3 protein-coding genes are annotated in these 15,780 nt (G+C 40.2%); 2 read left to right on the top strand and 1 reads right to left on the bottom strand.

Annotation, left to right across the window (positions count from 1 at the left end; genetic code table 11):
• Positions 1 to 178 precede the first annotated feature (178 nt).
• On the bottom strand, positions 179 to 12,496 hold the full coding sequence (locus SJY09_RS02710) for a T9SS type B sorting domain-containing protein (RefSeq protein WP_396637420.1): 12,318 nt from the start codon (positions 12,494 to 12,496) through the stop codon (positions 179 to 181).
• A 540-nt stretch (positions 12,497 to 13,036) separates the two neighbouring features.
• Here SJY09_RS02710 and SJY09_RS02715 point away from each other — a divergent pair.
• Complete coding sequence (locus SJY09_RS02715) at positions 13,037 to 15,064, top strand: transketolase family protein (RefSeq protein ID WP_396637421.1); 2,028 nt, start codon at positions 13,037 to 13,039, stop codon at positions 15,062 to 15,064.
• 25 nt (positions 15,065 to 15,089) lie between these two features.
• Positions 15,090 to 15,743: a fructose-6-phosphate aldolase gene (fsa, locus tag SJY09_RS02720; RefSeq protein ID WP_396637422.1), complete on the top strand. Its 654-nt coding sequence runs from the start codon at positions 15,090 to 15,092 to the stop codon at positions 15,741 to 15,743.
• Positions 15,744 to 15,780 lie beyond the last annotated feature (37 nt).

Raw genomic sequence — 15,780 nt, forward strand, 5'->3', positions numbered from 1 at the left:
ATGCGTCACAAATTTATTTTGTGCAAACGTTTGAAAACAATAAGTGGGAATGCGTTAGCCTTTACCTAACAATTTGCAAGGAGGGTTTATTAGGATTATTTAAATTTTGAAATAAAATATAAAGAACCTCAATAGACTATAAAATCAATTGAGGTTCTCCTTGGTATGTCTATAAGTTTTATCTGTACAGTGTAAAGTGCCCCACGAATTCACGGGTATCTTCAGCTCCGTTGAGTTTAATTATATACCAATAATCTCCTGTAGGTAGCGTATTCTCTTGATAGAATCCGTCCCATCCTTCTGGACTATCTTCTAAACGATAGACCAAACGGCCGTACCTATCAAAGACATTGATCCAGATTTGAGGAAATTGAGCTATATTCCGAGGCAACCAAAGGTCGTTTTGACCATCACCATCCGGGGTAAAGAAATTGGGTATTTCAATATCTATAAATTCCATAAATATTGATGTGGTCATTTCACAACCATTTTCATCCACCACACGAACGGTATAGGTATCTGTCCTAGTAATATAAAATGTATTCTTGTCTCCATTATCGGTACCATCAAAATAGAACGTATATCCCTCTTTACCTCCTGTTGCAACAGCTGTAATCTCATTAAGATTTTGTTGTACCGCTGTTAGTGCTAAAGGTTCAAATTCTTCTATTTCAAACTCGACTGTATTTACACATCCATTAGCATGTGCTATGGTAATAAAATGTATGCCTGGAGCCAAATTCTCAAAAGTCGATTCAAGAACAAATGCATTAGGGTCATCTGTATCCAAACCATATAATACTTCGGAGGCTATGGATTCGTCCTCAAGCGAAACCACCACCCTATTTGTAGGGGTATCGCCAGCACATTCATAGATTACTTCAGTTTCTGCGCTAAGGTTCGCTCCATTTTCTACAGTTATGGTTTGATTTACGATGCAGCCCATAGCATCCTTTACGAATATGAGATAGGTATCTCCAGCTAAAGCATCAAAGGTTAGCCTACCTTCGACAAAATCGTCATCACTATTCGAGTTAATACTCGTGCTGTATGGTGCTGTTCCGCCCATTATATCTACTGTTATAGAACCATCTTCGTCACCAGCGCAAATCTCTGGAGTTGTACTTAGATTCATTTCTAAAACTTCTGGTTCTGTAATGGTAAATTCAACAATTTCAAAACATCCATTGGTATCTTGTGCTATAACGGTATAATCACCGGGAGCTAAGTCATAGAAACTACTTTCATCATCAAACTGATTTAGATTTGGAGAAATAGCATATTGATAATCTCCAGTACCACCCTGTACATCCAATGAAATACTACCGTCATTGGCATCATGACAAGTGATATCCGTAATTGCAGGTACTACTGTTAAAGGAGTTGGTTCGTCTATGGTAACTACCTCTGACGTGGTTTGACAATCTTCACTTTCTACGCTAACATAATAGGTTCCCTGTGGTAGGTCGGCAAAAGTGCCAGAAGTTTGATAGGGTCTAATTTCGGAAGTCAACCCTTGATCGGCAAATAGGCCATAACTATAGTCTCCAAGACCACCATTTGCAGTAGCAAAAATTAGGGCTGTGCTATCTCCGTTACAGTTGATTACAGCTGCTGAGGTGTCCAGTGCTATAGTTAAATCTTCAACAGGGTTAACAATAATTTCATTTGAAATTACGGAGATACAATTATAACTGTCTTGAATATAGTATTGGTATGGTCCGGCATTAACATTCTGAAATAAATGCGTATTAGGACCGTTTATTTCGTTCATAACATTAAATGAGGAACCATCAGAGCTCCACCTATAAGGTGCTGTACCTCCTAATGCTCTTAACTCTAATTCTGCACCAGAAAGACAGGTTAGTGTCTGAGTCGTAATAAGCATTCCAGTAGACTGTGTGGGTTCAACAATTTCAACTACTGCCGAATCGTATGTACATCCCATATCATCTATAACGGTGATGTTATAAAAGCCAGAACTCAAATTGTTAAAAGTTTGTCCATTTTGTGCAGCACTACTGCTTAGGAGGGTAGTGCCAACGGCATCGTCCAAACTATTTAATATATAGCTATAGGTTGAACTCACGTTTCTAGGATTTAAACTGAAAGATAGTGTAGCATCCGTATCTCCTTGGCATACCAGAGGAGTTGAGGACACATTACCTGTAATTGCATCCGGAACCAATAGTTCAAACGCATTAGTAAAAGTACTAGGGCAGCCTAATGCGTCCGTAATACTTATATTATACTGACCAGCGCCTAAGTTGGAAAACAGATGCGAATTTACTCCCGTAATAGTTGTCGAAGTGCCACTCGCATTATGTGTCAGCGTAATATCATACGGAGCTTGCCCGCCTAATGGATTTATTGCTGCACTTCCTTGATCGTTGGTACAACCTACATCTGCCAAATTTATTGGTTCAAGAGTTATTGGAGCACTTGGTGCTGCAATTGTAAATGACCTTACTTGTCCACAATTTGGTAAAGCATCTTGTGTTACCTCCACTAGATAGTTGCCTGCAGCAACATTGATTGCCGCTGTAGGTCCCAGATTTGTAGAGGTTCCTGATAGTACGGCAGTACCATCGTCTGAACGGTCTGCTGGTGTTCCGTTTGTATTATAGATACTCCAAGAGAAACCTGCAGTATAGGTTACATCGGTTATGCTAAGTCTAATACTTCCGTCATCACCAAAACAAATAGCATCTGAAAGCTTTTCCACACTTAAATCGAACGTATTTGGTTCTGCAACAGCATGGTTTACTATTATTTCGCAACCTGTATTTATATTTCTAGCTGCGATAGCATAATTGCCAGGTTGTAAATCCGTAAATGCATTAGAAGCCTGGGCAACGCCGCCTGGGACTATTCTAAAGTCATAATTTCCGGGGTTGGTGCTGTAATTTGAAAGGCTTCCAGTTACCTCAATAGTAATATCTTCGCCTAAGTTAGTACAGCTTATAGCTTCATCAATATGAACGGTAGCTGTGTTTAATTGGTCGTAGGCGGGAACCGTAACGGTTACTTCTCCTGTACAACCCTTATCATCATAAACTCTTACTATAATATCTGCGCCGGCAAAATCCGTATGGATATAATTAGCTTCACTTCCGTTTTGTAGTATAGTTCCACTCACGTCGTCCTCAAATTCAAAACGGACATAGTTTCCTGAACCACCTACAATACTACTGTCGTCTAGCGTAAGTACGGCATTATTGGTCGTATTATCGCTAGCGCATCCAAATGGTGTAACTGTTGGAAGGTCAAACACAATGTTCAGCGGTTCGTTCAGGGGAATATTACTCTTAGTTGTTGTACACCCATTAGGGCCCGTTGCGATAATTTCATAAGTTCCTTGTGGAAGGTTTTCAAATGAATTGGTACTTGTATTGAAAGGAGATACATTAGGACTTAGCGTATAATTTAATGGATTGTTTCCATTGTTTATTTCTGAGATGCTAATGCTACCATCTGAACTTCCGAAACAGGTCACGTCCGAAGGAGTATAGGTAAAGTTTGGATTAATGATATCCGGTACATCTACCGTAAAGGTCCTTGCGGGACACGTTGGTCTATTATTGTCATAAACCGACACCGTATACGTTCCCGGCGTAGAAGTTGTCCATTCTTCCGGTGAGGTCAATGCAGTTCTTGTTTCGTTTTCCGGCCCGGTAATTTCGTAGTCGTAAGAACCGGAGCCATTGCTAGCTTCAATAGTGATAACAGCGTCTGTCCCATAAGGGTTAGGGGCGGAGACTACACTACAGTCCAAAGCCTTTGTCTGAACTGCCGTAGCTTGTAAAGTAGGATATATTTCTGCAGTATCCGTGGCGGTACAACCGTTTGCATCTAAGATGGAAATCGTATAAGAGCCTATTGCTACATTATTGAATACACCTCCGTTATCAAGATAATTTGTTCCCCCGTTAATAGAATACAGGTAAGGTCCACTGCCCCCACTTGCGTTTACGGTTATTCCAAATGGCGTTGCACAATTTGATGTAGTCACGCTGGAAATTGTAGGACTTTGAGAGATATCCATAGAAACCGTATGCGATGGTAGAGTCGTCACAGGACAACTAAACTGGTCTGCAATCTCAACGAAGACATCGAAAGGTGTTGCCGTTACATCAATCAAGTTTACAATAGGTACTTCGACCATAATATCGGTTGTTACGATATCCGCAATAAAATTGGTGCTACTTAAGGTGTAGGTGTACGTTCCACCACCACCTTGTGGGTTCTGGATTTCTACCAGTCCTGGATTGGCGCAGGTAATATGCGAGCGTACAATGGGGTCAAAAGTGATGGGGTCTAGCTGCTCTAAACGTAAATTTTCACTTCCAATAGCACAATTATTAGGCGCAGCTCCACTTATTTCGATAAAATAATCTCCCGCTGTCAAACTTGCTGGGGTCGGTACGGTAAAGGAATCGCCAGAAGTAAAGGTCGCCACGGTACCAGAGGTAACTAGGGTAGGGGCAACTGCCGAAGTATTTGAAACACGGTATAAATCCCAGTCAAATGTACCTCCTAATTCTCCTAAGTTGTTTTCGGTAACTGTGTAGGTCAATTGTCCTATGCTTAAGCCGTCACAAGTTGGTAAGGTATCACCATCAATCTGAACTGGAGGTGGGGCTAAATCATTTACATTTACACTGCTCTGTCTTATACAAGGACTAGCATCGCGAACATAAAAAACATAAGTTCGTCCAGGTGTTAATCCTGTAAATACATGGTTTCCTGGCGTCGCGGTAGTCCATACTGTAGTCACATCATTTGGGTCAAACCCTACTGGATTATCCGTATAGGTATATTCATATGGAGCAAGGCCTTCCGTACCTTGAACGGTAACCTGAAGATCGTTACAATCTACAACTATGGCCGAAATGTCAATGCCTAAATCGTCTAGGGGATAAGGAATGGTATATCTTGGTAAATCGGTCTGACAGTTGGTTCCGACAACTCTTATGGAAGGCTCTACTTCATTTCCAGAAGCATATGCGGCTCCAACAAAGGTATCTCCGGACTGCCAGTTAGACCCACCATCGGCACTAAATTCCAAAGTACCTAAACTCGTTGGGTAATTGTCAAACTCAAAACCATATAAATTTGGATCAGGATCACAGTTTGCTGGTAGGATGGCCACAATGTCCGCTGTAAGTTCGTCAGGGTTGGTGATGGTAACAGGTGTTTCTGTACGGTCACAACCGTTTGCATCGGTTACGATAACGGTATAATTTCCCGTACCTAGATTAAAGTAGTTCTGCGTGGTAGCTACCACATTAGTGTTGGTCTGGTTAGACGCCCCGCCATTATCCAAATCAATAATTTCGATAGTATACGGGCTATCGCCAGCGGTGATGTTCACTGCAATGGAACCTGGTCCGTCATGACATTCGGGAGCTGTAGGGGTTACCGTGTATGCCAAGGTAACAGCAGGTTCAACAGTCTCCGTGGTCATGGACTGGCAATGCGGGTCTATTCCATTATTATCCCATACATAGACGTCGTAATCTCCATCGTTACCTGTAGTAACGGCAAAAGTATTGGAAGCACCGAAATCTCCAGGCACAGGAATATTTCCCGTAGGCATAAATGCGTAGACAAAATTTCCGTCTCCTCCCGTTGCGTTAACTGTAATACTACCATCCGCACAAGAACTGATATCTACAACATCTACCGTTGCGGTGAGGTTGGGTTGTATGGCGATAGATGCTACAGGAGAGATACAACCGTAAGCATCCGTAACTTCAATATCATAACTACCATTGGATAATCCTGTAAATGTATAGGTAACATCCGTTGCAATGGCAGGTGTTCTCCACGGACCACCGTCTATTCTAAACTGATATCCTCCATTACCTGTAGTTACTGTTGCAGTAATGCTTGCATTATTTAAGTCATCATAACAGGCTGTAGCGACAAGATCAAAATCTATGGTTTCTGGTTCTGCAATGCTAACGGGTACCGTTGAAACAACTTCACAACCTTTTTGATCACGAACTCTTATCACATAATCTCCGGCTGGAATATTAGGAAATGTACTATTTGATTGAAATGCGGTAATAATACTCGTAGATGTATCCTCTAACTGATACGAATATCCGGGAGAACCACCAGTTACAGAAGCTTCCAAGGTACCGCCAGTATTGAAACAAGTGAAATCTGCGGTTTGAATTAGCGCAGGCGTTATTTCGGTCGGTTCGTTCAGTGAAGCAGAAAAGTCCACGGCACAGGAAGTGTCATTTATTCGACGCACTTCTACATTGTAAGTGCCATCGGCCAAGTTAGCGGTTGTTACCGTAGGCGATACCAAAGAAGTTGTCCAGTTTGTTCCGTCCGTACTATATTCAAAGCCTGTGGCAAGGTCAAAGTTAGCTACTTCAAAACGTATGGAACCATCGGAGGCGCCATTACAGCTCGGGTCTGTAGTCCCTAGAATACGAGCAGAAAATTCTCTATTGTCTTCAACGACTACCGCGAAGGTTGTTGTTTTTTCACAAATTTCCGGTAATTGCGTGGCTTGGATATCGTCTATAATGAGCTCGTTTCCATCATCACTTGCTTGGAAGCTCCTAAGGACAAGAGAAACATTGGTATTAGCGCCCGGATTAAAAGTGACAGTTCTATTATGCCAATCATCGGAATCATTGTTCTTAGGAATTTCTGGAAATACGGTACTATTTATAACCGTACCAGCACCATCTACAAGTTCAATCTGAATTTCTGGATTATTTCCGGCAGAACCGGTTTCCCTAAGATTATACGCCCATAAAGAGATTTCTATAGCCCTGTTCGGTAGTACTTCAATATTTTCTCTTTCCCATATAACACTTGTAGTACCTACTAAATTATTACTTGGGTTTATGGCGAAGAAACGTCCGTTGGCTATAGCAGAATGATCATTAGGATTTCTGTAGGCAGGAATTGGATTGGTAACACTATTGGTTACAGCATACTCGCCATCTACCAATATACCGGCAGGACCTAGATTACATGTATTTTCACTACCGTTCTGAGGCTCATAACAGTAACCAGGACCAACTTCACCGATTTGGGTGGTAGGTCCGGCTCCAAAGTTCTCAAAGAAAAGCGTTGCTTGACCAGGTGAAATACTACTGGAATAACCAACTGTTATATTTTGTGTTCCTGAGGCCACATTAGTAAAAACGTTATTATTTACTGGTGCGTTCGCTGTTCCATTTATAGCGTAAGAATAGGTAAAATCAGCTGTATTCGAAGGTGTTACGGTTATCGTTCCTTGACCATCGCATGCATAATCAACAGCATTAGTAAAGCTTGGGTCTGTTGGTGTGCTTGGTACGGTCAACTCCATGTCATATTCACATCCTAAGGCATCTTTTACTGTAAATTGATGATTTCCTGGTAGGAGATTTGTAGTGTTTACGCTACTGAATGCTCCACCGTTAATGCTATACTCATAAGGTTCTTGACCTCCATTAGTATTAATTATTTTGACCAAAGCGCCAGCCGGATTACAAGAAGCATCTTCGACAATTGTAGCCGAAGCGGTTAGTCTAAATGGCTGTACAATCTCATAATCAAAATTCTCGACACAACCGGTTGCGGTAGCACCACTGGAATCCATAACTGTGATGGTGTAAATACCTGCAGCTAAATTGAAGAAAGTATCCGTATTTTGATAAGTGGTTCCGCCATCTAAACTGTATCGATAGGGCGCATTTCCTCCCGTTGCGGTAACCGTCAACGATGCGGTAGCACTATCGGCACAGATAATTCCTGAATCAGATGCTGAAATGGATATGGTACCTAAATCCTCCACACGCACACTATTTGAAAGCGCATCACATCCGTTATCATCTTTTACAATAAAAACATAATCGCCCTCTCTGTTCGGATTTCCGGTATCACCAAAAAGAAAACTTGCCGTGGTTTGAAATTCTGAAACTGGTACGGAGGTAACATCGGTATATGTCGTGACACCGTCGATACTCCAAATAGCCATCTGGTAGTTAGGACTTGGTAATCCGCCTTGCGGAGTTAAGTTCACTATGCCCGGAGTACAGGTAATATTCTCTGCGGTCACGGCACCTAAGGTAAGTTCTGGAATTTCCGCTACCGTAATTGCTCTTGATTCGGTACAACCATCTTTTGTGTCGGTCACTACAATATAGTTGCCAGGATTTACATTTAAAAAGGTATGAGTATTGTCATTAACAGCAAGTTCACTTGTGACCAAAGAGCCTGCTCCACCATTACTACCATCATCTAAATAGAGCTCGTAGCTATAATTGGGTAGTGCGTTCAGTGCTGAGATAGAAATTGTTCCCAATTGATTGCAATCCGCCGGTGTCGTCGTGACATTGACATCGAACAATTGTTCTACAATACCTATGTCTTCCGTTTCAAAAATACAACTGTTAGCAATAGGTGTATTGTCGGAAGGGTTTAATTGGGTTATCTGTACTTTGTAGGAACCGTTATCCGCTATGTCAAAATTAGGACCGTTATTTGCAGAAAAAGGAATTATAATATTATTTGTTGTAGCGTCTAATAATTGAAAGCCGTAACCCGCTCCTATATTAGTGATTCTTATGTTGCCAGGAGTATCACAAAGAATATCCGAAGTGTTGTAGTCTATGGCTAAATCGTTTTTGAATACATTGAAATAGAAACGACTGACACAACCATTTAAATAGGTAATGGATAGACGATATTTACCAGAGGTATCAACAGTATAGTCACTTCCAGTACCCACTTGATTCCAAATACATGTTAAATTTCTATTCAAACAGTCGTCTGGCTGAGCGGTACAGCTTGTTTCATCTAACTTTTCCCAAAACAGTTGTCCGTCAGAGATATTCATCTGCAATAATGCAGTATCAGTAGCTCCACACAAAAATATTTCTGGAAATTGAGTGGTTCCATCGGTACAGTCGGTAAGGATTTCACCTTGAATATTATTATCTGGATTTATATCACTGTTCACTGAGTTAAAATAGTCTACAATAGGATTGGTTTGGGTTGTCCCAAAGCGCTCAACTATGATGCGTTCAGCTAAATCCGGACAAGAACCGTTGGATGTTTTTTCTACGATATAATTTCCTACAGCCGTAACCAGTAATGTGCTGCTATCATTATCGGGATTGCCATCGTTCATTATAGTATCACCACTATCAATTTGACCATCGTTATTATTGTCCACAGCCCATGTGTATGTGTTGAAGCCTGAACCGGCCGATAGGATAACATTATCCCCACAAAGTTGCACGGTTCTAGATTGACTACAATTGGCTAAATCATTAAATAGACTATTGCTCGCAATTTCTGGATTAGTTGCACAAGGCGTGGCCGTTGTACCTCCAACTTCATCAGAAAAAACAGTAGGGTTCAAAACACCTTGATAGGTAGAAAACGCGCTATTTTCTAGTAGTGATGAACAGGCGTTTATGAAACTTGAACAATTTAAATCGATTGTTACGGTAATCCGTATACTATATTCAGGATCACCAACTTCAACTAAATTATCCGGCACTTTAAATGTAATTATTCCATTTGAGACATCATGATTGACCACCGTACTCGGTGCATTGGTGATATCAATATTATCTACGGTAATATTATTCGGTAAAACATCTCTTATAACATAGTTTGTAGCATTATCATCTCCTGTATTTTGAAAACGCAGTACATATTCTATGGTCTGGCCAAGACTTACATCATTGCCATTGATATCGGTACCTCCTAAATCTTCAGTGGTATTACCAAGTTCAATAACTGGAGCAAAAACTTGTGTGTAGGATGCTGCGTTTACAGAACCATTTGAAGCATTCACTGTGGGTACACCAGCACCATATTCACCACCATCGCCACCATCAGCATTTTCATCTTTATAAAATTCGTTGGCGTCGGTACAGCCATCACCATCACTATCAAGATCTAACTGATCAGGAATTCCGTCGGCATCGGTATCACAATTGGCGGTCAAGAAATTTCCAACCATATTAGTAGGTCCCACCACTTCTTGACTAATAACTACAGTGTTATTGCCAGAAGTATTCCAATTGACATTATTAGCAGGAGTATTTAAGAACAAGGGTTCAAGTGGCCCATTACTAGATTTAGACCCGTAAAGATTTAATTCGCCTAATTCATTTATTACTACTCTTACAATAGGTGTTGCAGCACTTCCTGAAATGGTCCAAATGTTTGGAATTCCGTTCTCACCGTATCCAGAACCATCTTCAAAACGTACATGATTACCTGTGCCGGGTACATAAAACTGTATTTCACTGGCTATATCAACGCCATTTATTTCTAGGTTAAAGGAGTTATCCAGTTGATAGATATCGTAAACAAGATAGTTTTGCGTAGGAGTTATTGTTCCATTAAAAGCGTTACCACCAGAAATATTTACTGCTAACGAGTTACACTCATCGGTATCGTAAATACCGTCATTATCATCATCTAAATCAGAAATATCCTTAACACCATCGTTATCATAATCATTGTGTACTACTATACGAGCAGAAGGAGTGTCCTGTGTAATGTTTGTATCTACTTGATCTTGACTGTTTGTTGCCGTATTTGTTAAACTCAAGAGGGGAAGTGTGTCAATTTCATCTGCCTGTACTTCAAGCTCCAAGAATGCCGTTTCACCACCGTCTAAAGTGCCAATATTCCATGTGTTTCCACTCCAGTTGCCTGTAATGGTAAAGTTGGATAGTAAAGATAGCCCCGCAGGTATATTGTCTGTAATTTGAAGATTTGTTACTGGCCCAACTCCTAAGTTTCTAACCTTTATGGTAAAAGTAGCAGTTTCGCCTTCCATTATTTCAGGCTTATCTACAGTTTTCTCTACAACAATATCTGGGTCACAGTACAACGCATTGATAGATTGTGAATCATAGGTACAAGGCCCTTTAGTTCCTCTTACAAAGAATTCTCCTGCTCCGGAAGGGGCGTAACTCGGGGAATTGGCCCCTGGAATTAGTACACCGTCTTCAAACCATTGGTAGGCGTCAAAGTTACCGGTAGCCTCAAAGATTTCTGAACCAACAAAACAGCCCGATCCACCTCTTATTTCAAGCGTTACTTCTGGTACAGTATCAAAACCTGAAAAATAACCGGCGACACCTCTAGCTCCATTATAGCCAAAAAAACCAACAGCCATGGGGCCTGTTGATTGTACACTTACATTACCACTAAGGTTAGGAATGTAAAAGGTTTTCCAATCTGCTGATCCTGCCACTGCATTGGATGCAGGCAAGGTAACAGGGCCATTACCGTCTGTAACAGAAATATTTGCATCGGGGGTGTTAACGGCGGCAATTATTGTTAATCCGCCACTGACTGTAGTGCCAGCCATATTTCTAATGTCTGGAATATTATCCATAACATCAGGTAACAAACAATTTACAGGAGCTACAAAGTTAAGTCCCTGAGTGTAAGGCGTTGATGCACCTGCCATACATTGGTAAGCATAAACATCTTTTGAGGTTTGCACCAGCATATTGGCACCTACAGTATTAGATGAATAGAGATTGCTAGGTATTTCAAAAAACTCTCCATTATTAATGGTTGCAATAGGTGTTGCGGAGCCATTTACAAAAATTTGAGTATTATCCGATATGGCTATTAAAAGCGGAAATTCTGTCCAACCGTTAGTGTTACCATTACCACGAACAAAAACATATTCTTTTCCTAAACGGTTCTCTGGTACGGGTTGGTCTATTCCTGCGTCTCTATTTGATGCACCAACTTGGCGACCAAAATTCATAGATCCATTACTAATAACAATATTCTTGTCAGAAACTATAGATGCTCCTATCCAACCATCTTCGTGTGCTTGTGTTGGTGCATTGCCAATGTATGTTTCATAGACAAAAGATTCATTAGCATTAAGTGTAATTTGATGTGAGTTCGCCGTAATACCAGCCCTATTATTACCTACTCTAAACTCACAACCAGGGTCGTATCCAAAAAGATTAATAGTAGTGTTATCCTCGGTAGCCATAATACCAAGGGTATTGGATTTGGAAGGATGTGCCCCTCTATTTGGTACACCACCCCATTTAAAGCGTGTTCCCATGGCTACCCTTCCTTTTGAGGTCAAGGAAGCCGATTGCGCACTACTACTACCGCGGTAGTTTACATAAAAACGATTACCGCTAGGAGCTTCAAAACGGAGTCCGCTATTATTTAAGACAACACCGGTGTTGCTATTATTCACTAAAATAATATTATTATCTCCGTTAGACATGTTGTAAACCGCAGGGCTTACATTGGAAATGTTAAATGTAGCTACAGGGGTAGTATTGGTTCCCCTGTATGCGTTAACCGTAAAGGTAACGGGCTCTGGTGTAGAGAGGTAAACGGCCTGTTGTCTAATACCAGCATTGTTCTGACCCTGTTTTAAAGGTGGTAAGTAATGTAAATCACTTAGTTGTGCATTAATTAAACAACTAAACCCTATAGCAAGGGTAAGTAGTAATAACTTTTGGTTCATTTAGGTGGCTTTGGTGAAAACCGGGTTTTAACCCTATTTCAAAAAAAGCAGAACCTTCTTAAACCCACAATTTTTTGTTGTAAAATGAATTAAGGCTGTTGTTAAAGCCCTCTATAGCGTTATGTAATGCTTTGATTTTAACGACTATTGAGGCTTTTGTATTACTCAATATTATATGTAAAGTGCAATTATTCAGTGTTTTACAAACCAGTATTAGCTTCAGTATACTAGGAAGATATAAATTGTTTTCTGGTATTTTTTGAAAAGATTATTGCGAAGGTTCAGCGATTTATCCAACGAGATTAACACGATAACTGGGTTTAATTAAAAGGTTGTTTTTAGTGCGTAAAATTAGTTCCGAAAACCCTTTCGGTATAAAGTGCTGAGGATAATAGGGAAGAGGTTTAAACTGAATATTTATCAGCTTAGGTCATATTCAATTTAAATTTTTTATAGCGTTATAAATCAGGTATCTTTGTATGTAGATTTCAATAGATTAAGTATTCAAATATCACATCAAAATTTAAGCAATTTCATAGAATGAACAAGGAATTAGATCAACTAGCCGCAGATAATATTAGAGCCTTGGCCATAGCCATGGTAGAAAAAGCTAAGTCTGGACATCCAGGCGGTCCAATGGGTGGTGCAGATTATATGCATATTCTGTACTCAGAATTTTTTAATTACGACCCATCGGATATGCATTGGGCTTTCAGAGATCGTTTCTTTATGGATGCGGGCCATTTATCCTCTTTAATGTATGCCCAGTATTACCTCCTTGGTAATTTTAAGAAAGATGATATTGCCAATTTTAGACAATGGGGTTCTGTTACTCCCGGTCATCCAGAGGTAGATGTAGCAAGGGGTATTGAAAACACGTCTGGTCCTCTAGGACAAGGACATACCATGGGTGTGGGTGCAGCGATTGCAGCAAAATTTTTACAAGCACGTTTTGGTGATTGGATGAACCATAAAGTGTATGGTTTTATTTCTGATGGAGGTGTGCAAGAAGAGATATCTCAAGGAGCAGGAAGAATAGCGGGTCATTTAGGGTTGAATAACTTTATCATGTTCTACGATTCCAATGATGTGCAGTTATCCTCTAAAACAGATGAGGTAACTTCTGAAGATACTGCAAAAAAGTACGAAGCTTGGGGGTGGAAAGTAGTCACCATTGACGGCCATGACCATGAACAAATTAGAAAAGCACTTAGAGATGCTAATGCAGAAACAGAGAAGCCAACACTAATAATTGGTGAAACAATTATGGGAAAAGGTTGTGTAACAGCTAACGGTGACATGTATGAAGGGTATACCGAACTACATGGAAAACCAATAGGAGATACGGGTGCTGATTACGAAAAGACCATGAGTAATCTTGGAGCAGATATCAATGATCCTTTTGGTATTTATGAAAAGGTTTCTGATTTTTATGAAACCTTAAAAACTGGGAAGAAAAAGGCTGCTGATGCTAAAAAAGCTGAAATCCAATCGTGGAGAAATGCGAATGCACAATTAGCTTCAAAACTAGATGGTTTTCTGTCAGGTGATTTGCCTGACTTAGATTTTGGTAACATCCCACACAAGGAAGGTTTGGCAACAAGAGCTGCTTCCTCAAATGTTTTGGGATATTTGGCAGAAAACGTAGAGAATATGATAGTTTCTTCTGCGGATTTATCAAACAGTGATAAGACCGATGGTTTCTTGAAGAAAACAACGGTACTTAAAAAGGGTGATTTTTCTGGAGCCTTTTTACAGGCGGGCGTTGCGGAACTTACCATGGCCACAATAGCGAATGGTATTGCTTTACATGGTGGCATTATTCCAGTAGTGGCTACATTCTTTGTATTTTCAGATTATATGAAGCCCGCTATCCGTTTAAGTTGTATTCAGGAACTCCCGGTGAAGTTTGTATGGACACACGATGCGTTTAGGGTAGGGGAAGACGGACCAACCCACCAACCTATAGAACAGGAAGCTCAAATACGATTATTAGAAAAATTAAAGAATCATAGTCACGAACAAAGTTTTGTGGCCTTAAGACCAGCCGATTCACAAGAGACCAATGTAGCTTGGAAAATGGCCATGGAAAACTCAAAAACTCCAACAGGTTTAATACTTTCTAGACAAGGCATACAAGATATACCCTCTAAAACCGACCGTTATGAAGATGCCCTAGGTGCAGAAAAGGGAGGATATTTGGTGCAAGAAGTAAATGACCCAGATGTGGTTCTTATAGCAAATGGTTCTGAAGTTGCCACTTTGGTAGATGCAGCAGAATTACTTGAAGCTAAAAATGGACTTAAAGTGAATATTGCCTCAATTCCTTCAGAAGGGATATTTAGACAACAGTCAAAGGCATACCAAGAAAAGGTAATACCTTCTAACAAACCTATTTTTGGCTTAACTGCTGGCTTACCAGTAAATTTACAAGGTTTAGCAGGACCTAATGGTCAAGTTTTTGGTCTTGAGCACTTTGGTTATTCCGCTCCGGCCAAGGTGTTAGATGAAAAGTTTGGTTTTACAGGAGAGCAAGTATACCAACAAGTAACAACGTTTTTGAAATAGAATTAGCAATTTAAAAAGATAAGAAATGAAATTTTTTATAGATACAGCAAACTTAGAAGATATTAAAGATGCCCAGGATATGGGTGTTTTAGACGGTGTAACAACAAATCCTTCTTTAATGGCAAAAGAAGGAGTTACCGGAGCAGAAAATATTTTAGAGCATTACAAGAAAATCTGTGATGTAGTAGATGGGCATGTGAGTGCAGAGGTTATTTCTACAGATTTTGAAGGAATGGTAGCTGAAGGTGAAAAACTAGCAGCATTGAATCCACAAATCGTTGTAAAACTTCCAATGATTGCCGATGGAGTCAAAGCTTGTAAATATTTTTCCGATAAGGGTATTAAAACGAATGTAACGCTAGTGTTTTCTGCAGGACAAGCCTTATTGGCCGCCAAAGCTGGAGCAACTTATGTTTCCCCGTTTATTGGAAGATTGGACGATATTTCTACGGACGGATTAGGTCTTATTGCAGATATTAGATTAATTTATGACAACTACGGTTTTGAAACGGAGATACTTGCCGCTTCGGTGAGACACGTTATGCATATTTTGGATTGCGCTAAAATTGGTGCAGATGTAATGACCGGTCCTTTGTCCGCAATAAAGGGGTTATTGAAACATCCACTTACGGATAGTGGTTTAGCTAAGTTTTTAGAGGACTATAAAAAGGGAAATTAATTTCTTGATTAGACAGATACCGTTTGTATTTCATAAA

The organism is Maribacter sp. R77961, assembly GCF_044594925.1.
Taxonomy (GTDB): Bacteria; Bacteroidota; Bacteroidia; order Flavobacteriales; family Flavobacteriaceae; genus Maribacter.

Excerpts from the sequence above, each read along its gene's own strand:
- SJY09_RS02710 (WP_396637420.1), bottom strand. The coding sequence starts at position 12,496 with ATGAACCAAAAGTTATTACTACTTACCCTTGCTATAGGGTTTAGTTGT.
- SJY09_RS02715 (WP_396637421.1), top strand. The coding sequence starts at position 13,037 with ATGAACAAGGAATTAGATCAACTAGCCGCAGATAATATTAGAGCCTTG.
- fsa (WP_396637422.1), top strand. The coding sequence starts at position 15,090 with ATGAAATTTTTTATAGATACAGCAAACTTAGAAGATATTAAAGATGCC.